Below are 17224 nucleotides of genomic sequence, written 5' to 3'. Positions count from 1 at the left end.
TTAATCTTTATCTAAAAAGTCAACAGACTTTATTCCCAATACCAGCTAACTTGATTCCAACCAGCCGCATTATACCAGGAAAGAGATTTAAAAAAACTACTATATATTTTAGGTTGAGCTGCCTTAGGGATATATGCTCCAATGCCACTAAAATGATTGGAATCAATTTTTAAATTAATAAAATAATCAGTTGTTTTTTTATAAACTACTGTAGCGTCTAGTTGTTTTTGAAAAGCAGTCCACTCGCTAGGAGTTGCAATGCTTTCAATAAAATGTCCAAAGTCGTATGCAAAATGATTATTTACACTATTTTCTCTATCATATAACTGAATGCCACTAGACACAAAAGTGCTTACTACAGAAGCATGAGCTCCAATGATTTTGTTTGTTGCCGTAGCTAGATTATTCATTTCACTACATTTAGTCATTGCAATGGTTGCTGATTTATATTCTCCACTCATTGCATTGTAATAATCATAAAAGCTTGATGCTATCTTTTGATAATTTTTATTTATACTAAACATTGGTTCTATAATCTGAGCATAAGGAAAACCATCGGAAATAACTTCCGTAGGAGAAGCTATCAGATAATCTGTATGATCCTTCAATTCATAAGCAACTTCAACACAACTCATATTACAAGCATCGAACATGATAAAGTCAAGATGAGGGGCTCCAGACAGTGCATCAGCTAAATCAGGAATATCCATATAATTAGTTTCATCTCCTTGAGTTGTTGTTGATTGATCCTGACCAAACCACTTAGTTGAAATAGTCTCATACTGAGAAGGTACCCAACTTTTTCCATGTGACCAAAGAACTAGCCCATAACTATCAGCTGGATAAGATGTATAGACATCAGATAAAACACTTTTCATTACAGAAACATCTAATGAATTCTGTTCAGAGTAAGATTTGACCGTTTCTTTGGTTACAGTACCATTACTACTCTTTTTAAGTTTATATATAACAGGAGTTTTACCTGAATCATCAAGATAGATTAACAGATTTCCTGTTACTTCAGCTGTTTTATATCCAGACATCATACTGTCGATATTAGCTTCAACATTTGATGTAAGGTTATTATCTGCAACCATATAAACTAACACAGTACGATTATTTATCGCACTAGGAGTTGGGTCATCATCATGATGACAAGCACTAAATACAATTATGCCTAATAATAGTAGAAACAGCTTTTTCATGATAACAAATATAATGAAGAATTAATTATTCCTCTGGTTTTTTAAATTGAAAGTCATTCTTTTCTATTTTCTTGAAAGAAACTGTTTTATTTTTTTTGTATTTACCAGAAATCTTATCAAATTCACTGGCTATTTTTTTCTGACTATCCGAAAAATAGATCATACATGTGCGATTTGCTTCTCCTTTATTTTCAAGATAGTTTTTAAGTTGATAGCTATATGCTTCCCTTTTAGGAAGAAAGCCTTCTGAAGTAAGACTTACACTATCCAAGACCTGAATTTCAGTATAGTAAACTATTGAATCTGTGAAAGAAGCAGAAATACCAAATGCATAAACTGGCTGAGTTTTCTTTAATAAAGAGAACGATGAGAGCACACATAGCAACAAAATTGCAGGTAATACAGTTTTTATAAATTTCATAGATAAGTTTTTTTATTATTGTTCGACACAAAGATAACGAAAAGCACAAAACACCAAAGTAAAAATATGATAAAAATAAAGCCGGGCAACCTTTTGGTTAACCGGCTCTATATACTTTTTCTCAGAAATTGATTTTTCTACTTATCCTAAATAGGATTTGAGCAATTTACTACGCGAATTCTGTCTTAATCGTCTAATAGCTTTTTCTTTAATCTGACGAACGCGCTCACGTGTGAGGCCAAATTTATCGCCGATTTCTTCTAACGTCATTTCCTGCGTTTCAATACCGAAGAACATTTGGATAATCTCCTTTTCTCTGTCGGTTAACGTAGAAAGTGCTCTATCAATTTCTTTGGCAAGAGATTCATTAACCAGAGAGCGATCCGCCATAGGTGAATCGTCATTGACCAACACATCCAAAAGACTGTTATCTTCTCCTTCAACAAAAGGTGCATCTACAGAAATATGTCTTCCTGACACTTTCAATGTATCTGAGATTTTGTCTACCGGAATATCAAGTTCATCTGCCAGTTCTTCAGGTGAAGGCTTACGCTCATTTTCTTGCTCAAACTTAGAGAAGGCTTTACTAATTTTATTTAGAGAGCCAACCTGGTTAAGAGGAAGACGAACAATACGAGATTGTTCAGCTAAAGCCTGAAGAATAGATTGACGAATCCACCACACAGCATAACTGATAAACTTAAAACCTCGCGTTTCATCAAACTTTTCAGCTGCTTTAATCAGTCCTAAATTGCCTTCATTAATTAAGTCGGGCAAACTCAAACCTTGGTTTTGGTACTGTTTAGCTACTGATACGACGAAACGGAGATTTGCTCGTGTCAGTTTTTCTAATGCTACACGGTCTCCCTTACGAATACGTTGGGCTAGTTCTACTTCTTCTTCTACAGTAATCAAGTCCTCACGACCGATTTCCTGAAGATACTTATCAAGAGAAGCGCTCTCCCTGTTAGTGATACTTTTGGTAATCTTTAATTGTCTCATGCTTATAAAACAAATTTGGAGGGACAAAGTTACAACAAAATATTCATATTTAACGAAATATATAAAGCTATTTTATTTTTTTATAGTATAAAAACGAAGATTACACAGATTTGTTCATAATTTAATAAAATCATTTCAAATCTGTGTAAATAGCCTATATTTTTAAGTTTATACTATTTCGTTGATAGATCAACAGCGTAATTAGCACGCTTTCCTGAAGGAAACATTCCAGTCATAAAGAGCACTTGCTCTGGCGACTGTGTAGCTGCTTTAAACAAATCTTCAAATTCTGCTGTAGTTTTAACTGGCTGACCATTTACCTTTAAAATAATGAATCCTTTAGTTATCCCTGCATCTTTCATTTTACCACCTTGTACACCTGTAACTTCTAATCCGTAAGTAAGTTTTAGCTGCTCTTTTAAATCATTAGGTAATTCTCTGAAAGCTGCACCCAAAATATCCATATCTGCATTTTTCACAACTTTGGTATTTCCTTGTGAGTTCTTCAAAGTTACATCAAATGTTTTTTCCTTTTTATCTCTAACAACTTTTACCTTGATATTAGTTCCCGGAGTGAAACGCGTAATTGTTTCCTGCAATTCAGCCATCGATTTTATATCTTTTCCATTGATAGCTACAATAACATCTTTTGCTTTCAAACCAGCATCAGCAGCAGAGCCTCCATCTGTAACTTCATCAACATACACTCCATTAATTACACCCAAATCTTTTTCCTTTGCGAGTTCTGCACTATTATCACCACCTCTGACACCTAACAAAGCACGTTGAACCGTACCATATTCTTTAAGGTCGGCAACCACTTTTTTCATTATTGTAGTTGGAATAGCAAATCCATAACCTGCATAAGATCCTGTTGGAGAATAAATAGCCGAATTAATTCCCACTAATTCTCCACGTGTATTTACCAAAGCGCCACCACTATTACCTTGATTAATCGCAGCATCAGTCTGTATGAAGGATTCAATGCCTCCACCTCCCATGCCAAGGTTGCGAGCTTTTGCACTAACAATACCAGCTGTTACTGTAGAAGATAAATTCAAAGGATTGCCTACAGCAAGCACCCATTCACCAACCTTTAAGTCATCAGAATTACCAACTGGAAGAGTTGGGAAATCTTTTCCTTCAATTTTAATCAAAGCTAAATCTGTCGCAGCATCAGCGCCAATCAATCGAGCCTTAAATTCTCGTTTATCATTAAGAGTCACTGTAATTATATCACTATTATCTATTACGTGATTATTAGTAACGATATATCCATCGTTTGAGATGATTACACCAGAACCAATACCAACTTTAGGAGGTTGTTGCACTTGTCTTTGCTGACGTCCGCCATTACCATTTCCGAAGAAATCTCCAAAGAAATCACTAAAAGGATCTTGCACATCTACAGTTGTAGTTTTCGCATTGATTGTTGATTTTATGTGAACAACAGCATGAACCGAATTCTCTGCTGCAAAAGTAAAATCGACTGGTGCAGCATCAGAAGCATTGAAGCTGGCACGATGAACATTAGGGTTCTGCGGAAACATTTCCTCAAATGCCATGTTTGCTTTTTTAGGAGCAACAAGAGAATAAGTTGTTACTGCTGCAACTCCAGAACTGAGAGCGATCACAAGTCCTAAACCTAAGATGTTTTTCGTTTTCTGTTTCATATTATTCTAACTATTAAATTTGTTAATATCTCGTTTGTGTTTAACTTTATCGACGTTAAATTAACAACAAAAATCAGTCAATTATTCAACATGTCATGCATTTTTGCTATCTTTTAACAGAGAAATAACGCACTTAACAGCACTTAACGACAGGGACTGACAAATTTACATTCGTTAGATGAGAAAGGTGACAAAAAGAGGATGACAAAAGTTATTTCATATATTCAATTTCTAAATTCCATTTCCATTTATCAAAATAAAGGTTACCTTTCCTCCACTCAACCTCTCCACGTTGAAAATCAACAGTTTCGCTTCGAGGGTATTTTTTTGCAGGAAAAAGTGAATTGGAATAGTCATCATTTACAATCATACGATATGAATCTATACCGGTCATAAAGAAATATTTTTCATCCTGATTCTTTGAAGGAAATAATCCAAAGGATTGATCAACAGGTACCCACCCTACTCCTTCAAAATAAACCTGAGCCCAATCGTGCATATTCTTACCCCCAGGATGCATCATAAATCCACTTTGAAACTTTGCAGGAATACCACAGTAACGGGCCAGGGTAATAAAGAGCAAGCTCACTTGGCCACAATCACCGTGTTTATTATCGAGCACATATTCCGGAATATTATCAAGAGTAGAATATTCCCGTGCCGATGCCCATGGAATCTGATTAATCCACTCATATATCTTCTTGACTTTCAAAAGTGGATTCTGTTCATTACCCACTATTTGTGTGGCAAGTTCTTTTATACGTGGAGTAAAAAGAATATGTTTCTCTCTTTCACTGGTATATTTCTTATATATGGAAGTATTCTTTTTATAGGGCAATATATCTTCCGGCTTCAAGTGATGCCATTCCGCAGATGAAGTATACTCATATTCCACAGAAAAAGTTGTAGGCTTATCTTTTTCTTGTTTTTTCTCCATGTATATTGTAGAATGCTTGTACTTAACAGGAGCTATAAGATATTTACTTTCACTAGTATTGAATAGTTTCAGATTGGTTTGGCGAGGCTGATCTGTACGAGGATAAGGTAACCAGCATCGAATTATTTCTCCTTCGGGAACAGCATTAGACTGAACTGTCAATGAATATTTTACATGCATTTTTACCGGAAGAACAATATTTTCTTTTTTCGCCTTAACCGCACTCACAACTAAAGGCACATGAGATGAATTCACTCTATCTTTACCATCTTCCGTTATACCATCTTTTGCAATTTTTATAGCAATAGCTTCTTTATTGATACGAAAAAGATTTGGTGCTGCATTATAGAAATACATCTTTTTCCCATCAATAGTCATACACTCAAGTGATTTCTCATTTTCCCATTTAAGCATTTGTTCATCACTGACATTGGGGATATATTTACGAATATAATCAATGACCTGATCTCTGTTTTTAGAAAAATCAATTCGGGTACGATTCATCTTTTCTTGTTCAAAACCAGCCATAGATTCAGAATATGAAATACACCCTGTAAACAAAAACATACCACATAAGCTCAGCCAACATGCTTTCTTCATACATCTATAGTTTTTTTATTCCAATACCCGGAAGATCATTTAAGGTTATCTTACCTTTTACAACTTCCATCCCTTTAAAGAGATCATTAGAAATAAGAAGATTACCATCCAAATCTGCAAAATCAACAGCAGGTGAGAATTGCGCAGCTGCCGAAACAGCACAAGATGTTTCAGTCATACATCCTACCATAATTCTCATACCTAAAGCTTTTCCTAACGTAACCATCTTCCAGGCTTCGCGCATTCCGGTACATTTCATTAATTTTATATTGATACCGGTAAAAACACCTTTTAATTTTGCAACATCACTCAATCGCTGAAGAGATTCATCTGCAAAGATAGGAAGTGGACTTTGTTGAGTAACCCAGGCAATATCATCAAGCTGAGCTTTCGGCATGGGTTGCTCAACCATTACAATGCCTTGTTCTTTCAGCCATTGAATCATATCCAAAGCATGATATTTATCTTTCCAGCCCTGATTTGCATCGACAGCAATAGGCAACTGACTTACTGAACGAATAGCATTAATTATCTCTTTATCATTTTCACGTCCAAGCTTAACTTTAAGGATATTAAATTTATCTGCAACCTCTAGTGTCTTTTCTTTAACAACTTCTGCGGTATCAATGCCAATAGTATATGTTGTAGAAGGCGCTTTCTCTTTATCAAGTCCCCATATCTTATACCATGGTGCATTTAATAATTTTCCTACCAGATCGTGAAGTGCAATATCAACAGATGCCTTCGCTGCCGTATTTCCCGGCATAACACCATCTACATAAGCCAATATATCTTCCAATTGGAAAGGATCATTAAACTGTTCGAGATTTACTTTTTTAAGGAAAGCCATAACAGACTCTACAGACTCTCCCAAATAAGGAGGCATAGATGCTTCACCGTAACCTATAACTCCATCATATTCAATCTCTACTTGTACATCCGGCGTAGTTGTCCGGGAATAAGTTGCAACAGTGAAAACATGTTTCAGTTTTAAATCATATGGGCGAAAAGTTAGTTTCATCTTACCTGAATGAGAATGTTTATTAATTGAAAAAATAGAGTTAATTGATTCACCGGCTAGTGCACCTTGCATAGCTACCCCGGAGCCGATAGCAGCTAATGCGGCTGTCTTTATAAATTGTCTTCTGTCCTGACTCATAAGTCTTGGTTATTATTGAGGTTGATAAAATGGATTAGATTTAAGAGTACTGATATCCGCTGTTCCAATATGACCAAGAATTCGACCTGCACTTAATAATCTATTAAGATTATATTGATCAAAGTCTTTATCATCCGGATTGAAGCTGCTTATATGTACATATCCTTGCGAGTGAATAAATTTCTGATTACCTATATATATAGCCACATGTATTACTCGTTCTTTTTGTTCCGCGGTTGCTTTTCGTCCAAAAAACAATAAATCTCCAGGCTTCAGGTTTTCAAATCCATTACTAATGTCTATTCTTTCTCCTACATAAGCCATTTGAGATGCGTCACGAGGCAGAATAATCCCATTAAGAAACATAACCATTTTTACAAAACCACTGCAATCCATTGCTTTGGCAGACATTCCACCCCACATATAAGGAATTCCCATAAATGTCATCCCTGTTTTTATTATGCTATCAGCATTTATCTTATCTCTATTTACCCATTGACTTTCTGGCATTCCTGCAGATTTTGGTAAATAGGCTATTCTTCCATCAGGATATGAGACTTTATAAAAGCCTCTCTCCTCACCTTCACATTTTAACATGTTGCCACTAACAACATCAGATACTGTTTGAGAGTTCAAATCAGGTTTTTCAAAAGTAAACCCATAATGAGACGTTACAACAATCTTATTAGATGCATTCCAGGAATTATACTCTGTTTTATTCATAGGAATAATACTAGATGAGTTCACCCAGGTTATATAATTATCAGGAGTCTGTACTCTGTACCATTCATCTTCTTGCAGTATCTTCACGGGAGTACCCAATAATGCTTGAGTCATCATTTCACTAGCAAAACTAACTTTCTTGCGGAGATTAGCAACAGATACATTTACTACCCCATATACCTTATCACCTAAAATACTATCGGGCAACAATCTAAAGTTATCTACAATCTTATACTTCTTTTCGAGTAATAGAGAAATAAGCTCTGCTTTCGCTTCTGGTATCGAAGTTGAACCATATAACGTAAGTGTCTTTCTTTTCTTTTTTACTTCAAGATCAAAAACAACATTCCGCCTATCAGGAGCATACTTTTGTTCAACGGTTTCTATCACCTTTTTTATACGTTTGGGAAGGTCTTTAGCAAAAGTGTAATTGCACATTACAACTCCAGCAAATAAAATGAGAAACAGAAGTATACGTTTTTTCATTTTAAGAAGCATTAAAAGATTATCTTAATACACAAAGGTATTATTATTTTTATTAACAGATACATTTTATTAGTTTTTTTAAGATTTAAATTTTTGATGTATCATTTTAATTTAGACCCCCATCTAAACCTTTTTTAGATGGGGGTCTAAAATGTTTTAGATCCGGGTCTAAACTCTATTGAGACCCGGGTCTTAATAAAAATATTAAATGATTAATTATAATATTCAATTTGCAATTATCTATCTAAAGCAAATTACACAAATTATTCCCCAATAAATAAAATCCATTAGTGAATGGCTGAAATTTATTCTTGAATGGTTTTAAAAACTCACGCCAGACTTTTTTTAAAAAGTCCATCACTCCCTCACTTCTTTGCATGTAACTAAATGATTAATTGACTCATAAAAAGTAATTCCTATAATTTCATCCCTCACTTTACCATCAATTAACCATCACTTTTCAGAGCATCCCTCACTTTTTCGAATCATTTTTTGCTGTTTCGTACATTTCGAAAACTAAGAAAATAAGAGCAAGGTATGCAATTCCAGCAAAATTTCTCATTTAAAAATGACTAATAGAGATCGAAAAGGTGAGGGTAACACCATTTGGTGAGGGTTCTTGTAATAGTTCAGAATGCTACCCTCACCTCCTATAATACTGATTTACAAATAATTGAATAATAGCAGTAAGGGAGTGAGAGATGAATTAAAAAGAAATAAATATGAAGCAAAATATAAAACGATTAGAGCTGACTTCTCAAATATTTTCGTTATTTTTGCAAAATAAAAGCAGCCGACCGGTTTGTCGCACGTACATTATTTGTACGGGAGGAAAGTCCGGGCAACATAGAGCATCCTACTTCCTAACAGAAAGCTGTCCGCGAGGGTAGAGTAACGTAGAAGAAAATAACCGCCTCTTTTCGGAGAGGTAAGGGTGAGAAGGCAGGGTAAGAGCCTACCGGTCCTTGTGGCAACACGGGAGCCGTACGTCTTAGGAGTTGTAAGGTCATGTAAACCGACGCTATTGAGGGCTGCTCGCCCCAGCCGGAGGGTAGACCGCTAGAACTTAATGGTGACATTAAGTCCAGATAAATGACAAACGCTTTATTTGTTTACATTTAAAGAACAGAACTCGGCTTATAGGTCGACTGCTTTTTTCTTTTTTATGAACTTTGATAACTACGGATTAAAGCTATGAATAAGAAAATAAAAGCATTCTTCAATTTTATTACTTATGACATCTGGCGGGTTTCAGAAGCAGAAGTAACTCATACAAAATTTTCTCTCTATAATATTGTAAAAACGATAATTCTCGCAGTACGTCGTTTTACTACAGATCGTTTAACCGACAAAGCTTCTGCACTAACATACAGCACACTTCTTTCAATAGTTCCTCTTTTAGCTATTTTATTTGCCATAGCCCGTGGATTTGGATTTGACAATATGATGGAGGAACAGATAAGAAGCAGTTTAAGCAGTCAGGAAACAGCAACTGGAACTATACTGGGTTTTGTTGATTCTTACTTAAAACAAACAAAAAGTGGAATATTTGTAGGGGTAGGTTTAGTCCTCTTACTTTGGACTGTTGTTAATTTAACTGCCAATATAGAACTTACATTTAATAATATCTGGCAAGTAAAAAAACAACGAACATTATATAGAAAAATCACGGATTACTTTTCAATGTTTTTGCTTTTACCTATATTAATCGTTGTATCGGGAGGTCTCTCCATTTTTACGAGTACAATGCTAAAAAGCATGGAAAGCTTTGTTATGCTTGCTCCTATTTTAAAGTTTTTAGTGAGAACTATTCCATTCGCACTAACCTGGCTTATGTTTACAGCGCTTTTTATTTTTATACCGAACACCAAAGTTAAATTCAAACACGCCCTATTTTCTGGAATTATTGCCGGAACAGCTTATCAAGCTTTTCAGTTTCTATATATTAGCGGACAGATATCTGTAACAAAATACAATGCAATTTATGGTAGCTTTGCAGCAATACCGCTCTTTATATTATGGCTTCAGATTTCATGGACAATTATACTTTTCGGAGCAGAACTTACATACGCAGGTCAAAATATCAAAAACTTTAACTTCGAAAAAGACACTAAAAATATAAGCAGAAGATATAGAGATTTTATTTCAATACTTATTATGTCATTAATCTGTAAGCGGTTTGAAAAAGGAGAAAAACCATACAGCGCAGAAGAAATATCTTTGGAATATAAAATACCAATTAAACTGACTCATCAAATTCTGAGTCTTCTACAAGAAATAAATCTAATCCATGAGGTTGCTGAAGATACAAAAAGCGAAAATATTTTATTTCAGCCATCAATTGATATAAATAAAATTAATATCGAACTACTTCTCAATCGAATAGACACTAATGGTTCGGAAGATTTTAAGATTGATAAAGATCATGAGTTTGAAAATCATTGGCAAACATTAATAGAAACGCGCAATTTTGCCAAAATGCAAAACTGCGCGATTCTATTAAAAGACCTTTAAAGTCTATGTTTTAATATATTTTTGAACGAGGAGTTCGCTCTGCAAATGTCAAGTTTAAGAAGAATGAAAACATTTGATTCTTTTGAACATTCGTACCTGCTCCAGCCTGACTCTCATATTTAACTCCAAAAGAAACCAAATTACCAGTCATTACAGGAATACCTAAACCAGCACTAACGTGATAGTTCATAGGTTTCTTATTTTTAAGAACAACGTAGGAATTTGAAACTCCAGCCCCGATCATATAATGCCATGGGTTAGTGAAAGACTCACCAGAAAGCAAATCTGCTCCTATATTAAGGGCGTGCTGATCACAATACGAAACAGATGAATTATCAGATACCATCACAGACCACTGAGTAAATTTATAATCAGCTGATAATGTCAACCTTTTATTATTTAAAGCAATACCACCTCCAAAGTATTGTGGCAAGAATTGAGATTTTGGATGTAATTTCTCTGTCAAGGTCTCACTACTCGATGAATTAATTACAGTTCGATCGTTATTAAGACTTAATTGTTGTTTATAACCATACACACCACCAAAGTTCATATTCCATTTTTTATTCAAAGCAATATTATATTGCAAACCGAAATCTGCATAAAATGCTTTTTTGTAAGAAATATCTTTAATTGATGTATTTCCTTGCACTTCAGACTGAGTTGTGCTACCCATTATATAAGAAAGATTAAACCCTAAAGAAAAATTCTTTGAAAATTTAAATGCGTTAGATAAGTACACTTTTGACAATCCACCATTTCCTTCAAACAAAGAAGAAATAGTTCCTTCTGTTCCTTCAACTGGTTGATCAACAGTAATAGCATATCCCATACTACTAAGGGGAGCTAAACCAGCAGCAGCATACCATGAAGGTATAACTCTAAAACCAATACCCAAATTACGAATGTTACCGGTAACAGAAGATGAGCTTCTTCCTCTAGTTGTATATTTTTCAAATGAGACATTAGCTCCAGCTTCGTAAACAAACTTTGCACTATCCATCGCAGTTAAAGCAGACGGATTTAAACCATTTAGAAAATTATCAGAACGAAGAGCTATCCCAACTCCACCCATACCAACATACTTTCCAGCTTCTCCAACAGTAATATCGCCTATACCAAACATCGAAGAAGGAGAATTCGTACTATTTTGCGCAGAGACATTGAGAAAAAGAGATATAAATAAAGAAAATAAAAGTATTCTAGAAGTATTCATTTTTATTAATTCAATATTAATTCGTTTTATAAACCTTATAAAGAACAGACAACTTCACATTACTTTGAGGATGCTTCATATCGCCAAAGATAACACTTTGGTAAGATGTATTTATCTTACTTTCAGGTAAAACAAGTTGCAGATTCTTTATATTATAACCAACCTTTCCTAAATTACTCTGCAAAAAGCTTGTAACATCAAAAGAATAATATGTATTTTCATGAAGTGCATCGTCAGTTATAAGACTACCTGTTTGAACTGAAGATCCCAATAAATCTTTTATCTGATCTTCTGTAACATTGTTTTCATTAGATTGATAAAGAGCTAAAGAAGACGGCAAAGGATTATTAAGCCCATAAGATCCCTTTACAGGGTATAAAAAAAGCTTTGCTGATTCAATGCTAACCATTTTTCCTGCCTCTAACAAATTATTTAAGTAGGGAAACTCAATTTTCGTATATAATCCTGTTAAGCCCTGAACATAAGACATATTAGACATTTTGTCAGAAACTATTTCAGTTAATTTATGATTAAAATTCTGAAGTGGAGTACCTGTACGATCATGCTTTACTTTATTAAAATTAGGAGTAGTAGGAACAAATTTAACAGTGCCCTTAACTGATTCTTGACCAATTTCATGATAATATAAAGTAATATACATACTGGAATCACTTATTCCAAATCCCATAATAGACTTATTGCTAGCCTCGTCTGGGACAAAAGCAATACCTTTAAAATAATGCCTAAAGTCATCTGAATTTTTAAAATCATCAGATTTTGATAATATTTTATTAAACCACGTTTTCCCTAAATCATCAGAAAGTCTATACTCTAAAGTCTTCTTTGCTTTAGGAGTTGGTTGTATTTTTATAGTAGAAAATGGCTCTGGATTATAAGAGAAAGAAGAATTACTATATAAATACTTTGTATATGTATCTAAAACCAAGTTCTCTGTCAACTCATGCAAATGAACTTTTACTTGTGAAAGTGTATCACCTAAATAATCTCCATTACATTTCATAGAAATAGTAAGAGAGTCAAATCTATATGTGTATTTTTCATTAGGAGTAAAAGTTGCCGGAGAATATTCAATATAAGCAGAGGCTGATATTTTCCCCCATGTGTCATCACTGTAATAACCTAGTTGAGCAACATTCTTATTCGATGTATTAATGGAATCCAGGAAAACTGTACTTAATCTCACTGTACAAGTATCTGTCATAACATTTTTCAAATCACTGTCAACCCACTCTTCTCCTAAAGTTGATGACTCATTTCGACAAGATATACAAAACAGTAACGAAAGTAACGAAATCAAAAAAAGTATCTTTTTCATATTCACTTCTAAAAGTATTTTAGTGCAAAAAAAATAGCAAAACCTATATAAATAAAATACAATCGACCAAACAGGTTATTTCACCCATAATAGTATAAATTATTCCTATTTGTGAAAACGTTCGCAATTTACGTCTTTTATCGATAATATTATTCGATTTGACGATAAAATTTCCCATTTCGTCGATTAATTTTGTTTAAGAGTATCGATGAAACTACTTTTGGCCGCAGAAATAAATATAGAATTAACAACATTATGAATGTATTATTGTATTTAAAAAAGATGAAAAAACTATTATTGATAAGTTGTTTCGCCGCTTTGACTTTCTCTTCTTGCACTAGCGAGAGCACATATACTCAAGGTGTATGGGAACAACGTTCTGATTTTGATGGCGTGGCAAGAAATGATGCCGCTTCATTTATGATTGATGGAGACGGATATGTTTGTTGCGGATACGATGGTGACGAACGTTTAAACGACCTTTGGAGATACAATGTATCATCAAACAGCTGGACTCAGAGAGCTAGTTTACCTGAAAGTGCTGCAAGAAACGCTGCTGTAGGTTTTTCTGTAAATGGTAAAGGTTATATTACCACTGGATACAATGGGAATACATATCTAAAAGATACATGGGAATATGATCCAACATCAAATAAATGGACACAGAAAGCTGATTTCGCAGGTTCGGGCAGATATTATGCATTATCATTCTCAATTGGGAATTATGGTTATGTAGGTACTGGATATGATAAAAACTATTTGAAAGATTTTTATCGTTACGATCCTGTAAATGACAAATGGGAAATTATGGATGGCACTAACGGAATGAATAGCTTTAGTGGACAAAAACGCCGTGGAGGTAGTGCATTCGTAATTAACAATATTGCTTATGTAGTAGGTGGTCAATCTAACGGTTCTTACTGTGATGACTTCTGGAAATTTGATCCATCAAAAGGAACTTGGACTGCTTTAAGAGACATTGCTGATAACAATGATAAAGAAGATTATGATGATAATTATGCAGGTATTGCTCGTGAAAGAGCTGTGACATTTGTCATCGACGGCAAAGCCTTTTTGACTACAGGTACATCTGGTTCACTTAAAACAGATTATTGGATCTATGATCCTGCTACAGATCTTTGGTCAGGAGATAGCGACGATGACTACACTCCATTTAAAGGATCGGCTCGTGCTGGTGCTGTTGGATTCTCAACTGGAACAAAAGGATTTGTTGTAACAGGAGGTAGTAGCAGTCTGTATTTTGACGATATGTGGGAATTATTACCATATGAAAAAGAAGAAGACTAAGAATATAATTCTTTATACAATTATAAGTATACTCGCCATTCTTACTATTTTTTCTATAGTTAAATCAAAAGATTCGTCTAAGAATCGAAAAGAAATATTATTAGAAGTTGTAAGTGTGAAAGGCGGATATGGTTATCAAATAAAAGAGGGAAATCGAATATTGATCGATCAACCATTTATTCCGGCTATTTCTGAAGAGAAAGCTTTTAAAAGCCGGGAAGACGCACAAAAAGTTGGAGAATTAGTTCTAAAACGCGTCAAAAATCACACGGATTTTTCCGTTTCAGTTAAGGAGTTGCGAGAACTCAATATAGAATAGTTTAGTTTAGTTAAGTCTAGTTTAGTTTTTGTATATTCCCCGTCTGACAGAGGTCAGGTACGGGGAATATTCTTTTTTATACGGTTATAGAATATCTGTGAACAATTCTGAATCAGCTATCCTAGATACAATATAACCTGCAGGATAGTTATCATTACCTTTAATTACCTCTTTTAAAATATCTGATTTATTCTTGCCTAAAGCATAAAAGAAAACCTTCTTTGCATGAAGAATTGGCAAACCTGTTAAAGCTATGCGTTTTTGTCTTGTTTGAGGATGAATACTTACAGCATAAATTTCAGGCGAATTTAATAAATTATTCTGGCCAGTAAATAAAGAAGAGGTATGTCCATCAGTACCTATTCCCAAGAGAATACAATCAAAAACTGGACACAAATTCTCCTTTATTAATAAATTTTCTACTAAAAAAGAATACCGCTTTGCTTCTATTTCAGGAGTATCTTCTCCATGAATAGGGTGAATTTGCATAATAGGAATTGTGACTTTATCAAGTAATACGCGTTTAGTCATTCCATAATTGCTATCAGGACTCTCGGGAGGAACACATCGTTCATCTACCCAATAAAGATGTATTCTACTCCAAGGTATAGTGTTTTTATAATCTTCAGCCCAAAGTCGAAACAACCCAACAGGAGTAGTTCCACCTGATATTGCCAAATGAAAGTTTTTTGTACCAGAAATATTTATCTGATACAAAATAGCTCTTGTTAAGGCATGAGCCGCTTCCAGAGAAGAAGAGAAACTATTTACTTTTATCATTTCAAATTATTAAAGTTCACAATACAAATCAGTATTTGTTAAGTTTTTACAAGGATTAATCCACTGTACTCCATGTTCCTGCATCATAGCTTCAGATTCTTTAGGCCCCCAAGTTCCAGCTGGATAACCATAGACTGGTATTTCAGGATGTGTTTCCCAAAAATTCAGTACAGGTGTAAAAAACCTCCAACTTGCTTCTACAGCATCACTTCGAGTAAATAATGTTGGATCTCCTATCATACAATCTTCAATAAGGCGAACATAAGCATCTTCTGAAGGAAGAGAACCTAAACTTTTATAGCTAAAATCCATAGCAACTTGCTTTACTTCAAATCCTGCTCCAGGTACTTTCATTGTAAACTTCAGTACTATCCCTTCATCTGGCAAAATACGAATAATTAACTGATTCGCTGTAGGACATTGTTTATCCGAGCAATTAAATAACAAAAAAGGAGTAGGCTTGAAGTGGACAATGATTTCACTAACCTTAGTCGGCATTTGCTTTCCTGTACGAATATAAAATGGTACACTATTCCATCGCCAATTACTAATACCCAGTTTCATGGCAACATAAGTTTCAGTTCTGGATAATGGATCTACATCCTTTTCTTCACGATATCCCTTTTTGTTTTCTGAAGCTACGTATTGTCCACGAACAATATGCTCATGCATATCTTTTTCAGTTAATGGTGTTAGAGATTGATATACTTTAGCCACCTCATCACGAAAACTATCTTCATTAAAAGCCATAGGAGGTTCCATAGCAGTAATGGCTACTAGTTGAATAAGATGATTTTGAACCATATCACGTAAAGTACCCGTCTCATCAAAATACCCTCCTCTTTGTTCAACTCCCATATTTTCTACAGCGGTAATTTCAATATGATCAATATAATTTCTATTCCATACAGGTTCGAAAATACTATTGGCAAAACGAAGAGCCATAATATTTTGTACAGTCTCTTTTCCTAAATAATGATCTATTCGAAAAATTTGATCTTCCCGAAATGCATCCTTATAATAAACATTATTAAGTTCTAGAGCTGAATCAAGATTATATCCAAAAGGTTTTTCAACAACAATACGCTTCTTCCCCCTCACACCTTTATCCAAATTCAATCCTACATTCTTTAAATACTGAGGAATAACTCCATATAATGAAGGTGGAGTTGCAAGATAATATAGATAATGCTCTCCACTTTCGATCTTAGTATCAAGTTCCAAAAGTTTGGGTTGTAAATGCAAATAGTCGTTAGGATTAGACGGATCCATTGAAAAATAATGCAACATATTAACAAAAGAATCAATCAGAGATTCATTTAAATCTTCAGCTTTTAAAAAACGATGCAACTGTAAATTAATACGTTCACGATACTCTTCATCCGTATATTGAGTGCGTGCAACACCTAAAACTGCAAAATTTACTGGTAGTTTTTTGAGTTTATACAACAAATAAAGAGCAGGCATCAATTTACGACGAGTCAAGTCACCTGATGCTCCAAAAATAACCATTATCATACTCTTAGGTTTATCCATAGCTCAACA

The 17224-nt window shown here is 34.4% G+C and carries 14 protein-coding genes and 1 other RNA gene; 4 read left to right on the top strand and 11 right to left on the bottom strand.

Annotated elements, in window-relative coordinates:
- Positions 1-29: 29 nt before the first annotated feature.
- The 7 genes from BUC21_RS12195 to BUC21_RS12165 all read right to left on the bottom strand — a co-directional run bounded on the left by BUC21_RS12195 (position 30) and on the right by BUC21_RS12165 (position 8206).
- On the bottom strand, positions 30-1205 hold the full coding sequence (locus tag BUC21_RS12195) for a clostripain-related cysteine peptidase (protein ID WP_073402796.1): 1176 nt from the start codon (positions 1203-1205) through the stop codon (positions 30-32).
- Positions 1206-1230: 25 nt separating this feature from the next.
- Positions 1231-1626: a hypothetical protein gene (locus BUC21_RS12190; protein ID WP_073402794.1), complete on the bottom strand. Its 396-nt coding sequence runs from the start codon at positions 1624-1626 to the stop codon at positions 1231-1233.
- A 141-nt stretch (positions 1627-1767) separates the two neighbouring features.
- Positions 1768-2628: a sigma-70 family RNA polymerase sigma factor gene (locus BUC21_RS12185; RefSeq protein WP_073402792.1), complete on the bottom strand. Its 861-nt coding sequence runs from the start codon at positions 2626-2628 to the stop codon at positions 1768-1770.
- 173 nt (positions 2629-2801) lie between these two features.
- On the bottom strand, positions 2802-4301 hold the full coding sequence (locus tag BUC21_RS12180; protein WP_073402790.1) for a Do family serine endopeptidase: 1500 nt from the start codon (positions 4299-4301) through the stop codon (positions 2802-2804).
- Positions 4302-4512: 211 nt separating this feature from the next.
- Positions 4513-5838 (bottom strand): transglutaminase-like domain-containing protein, encoded by a 1326-nt coding sequence (locus BUC21_RS12175; protein ID WP_073402788.1) that lies wholly within the window; start codon positions 5836-5838, stop codon positions 4513-4515.
- A 4-nt stretch (positions 5839-5842) separates the two neighbouring features.
- Positions 5843-6997: a dipeptide epimerase gene (locus BUC21_RS12170; RefSeq protein ID WP_073402785.1), complete on the bottom strand. Its 1155-nt coding sequence runs from the start codon at positions 6995-6997 to the stop codon at positions 5843-5845.
- 12 nt (positions 6998-7009) lie between these two features.
- Entirely contained in the window at positions 7010-8206 is a 1197-nt protein-coding gene (locus BUC21_RS12165; protein ID WP_073402921.1) for a C40 family peptidase, read from the bottom strand.
- A gap of 789 nt (positions 8207-8995) precedes the next feature.
- On the opposite strand from BUC21_RS12165, the gene rnpB reads away from it, so the two are divergent.
- Together rnpB and BUC21_RS12155 are read left to right on the top strand one after the other, a co-directional pair.
- An RNA gene (gene rnpB, locus BUC21_RS12160) (RNase P RNA component class A) lies at positions 8996-9362 on the top strand.
- A gap of 38 nt (positions 9363-9400) precedes the next feature.
- The gene (locus tag BUC21_RS12155) at positions 9401-10720 is read left to right on the top strand and encodes a YihY/virulence factor BrkB family protein (protein ID WP_073402783.1); all 1320 of its coding nucleotides are present in this window, start codon (positions 9401-9403) and stop codon (positions 10718-10720) included.
- Between the two features lie 10 nt (positions 10721-10730).
- On the opposite strand, the gene BUC21_RS12150 is transcribed toward BUC21_RS12155, so the two are convergent.
- Positions 10731-11846 carry a BamG family beta-barrel-assembly machinery protein gene (locus tag BUC21_RS12150; RefSeq protein ID WP_083547699.1) on the bottom strand — a complete coding sequence of 372 codons (1116 nt, stop codon included), beginning with the start codon at positions 11844-11846 and terminating at the stop codon, positions 10731-10733.
- Between the two features lie 106 nt (positions 11847-11952).
- A complete protein-coding gene (locus tag BUC21_RS12145) occupies positions 11953-13272 on the bottom strand; it encodes a DUF4270 family protein (protein ID WP_073402779.1) in 1320 nt (439 codons plus the stop codon).
- 282 nt (positions 13273-13554) lie between these two features.
- Between BUC21_RS12145 and BUC21_RS12140 the strand changes: the two genes are divergently transcribed.
- Both BUC21_RS12140 and BUC21_RS12135 read left to right on the top strand, forming a co-directional pair.
- On the top strand, positions 13555-14580 hold the full coding sequence (locus BUC21_RS12140; protein ID WP_139261424.1) for a Kelch repeat-containing protein: 1026 nt from the start codon (positions 13555-13557) through the stop codon (positions 14578-14580).
- Complete coding sequence (locus BUC21_RS12135) at positions 14561-14899, top strand: DUF4907 domain-containing protein (RefSeq protein WP_073402777.1); 339 nt, start codon at positions 14561-14563, stop codon at positions 14897-14899. Before BUC21_RS12140 ends, BUC21_RS12135 begins: the two co-directional genes overlap by 20 nt.
- Before the next feature lie 84 nt (positions 14900-14983).
- Here the strand turns inward: BUC21_RS12135 and pgl are convergent, their stop codons facing one another.
- Positions 14984-15679: a 6-phosphogluconolactonase gene (pgl, locus tag BUC21_RS12130; RefSeq protein ID WP_083547698.1), complete on the bottom strand. Its 696-nt coding sequence runs from the start codon at positions 15677-15679 to the stop codon at positions 14984-14986.
- A gap of 9 nt (positions 15680-15688) precedes the next feature.
- Complete coding sequence (zwf, locus tag BUC21_RS12125; RefSeq protein ID WP_073402775.1) at positions 15689-17215, bottom strand: glucose-6-phosphate dehydrogenase; 1527 nt, start codon at positions 17213-17215, stop codon at positions 15689-15691.
- Positions 17216-17224 lie beyond the last annotated feature (9 nt).

Origin of the sequence: Bacteroides luti (assembly GCF_900128905.1) — a bacterium.
GTDB lineage: Bacteria > Bacteroidota > Bacteroidia > Bacteroidales > Bacteroidaceae > Bacteroides > Bacteroides luti.
The sequence above is the reverse complement of the archived record's forward strand: the minus strand, read 5'-3'. Positions and strand labels throughout refer to the sequence as shown.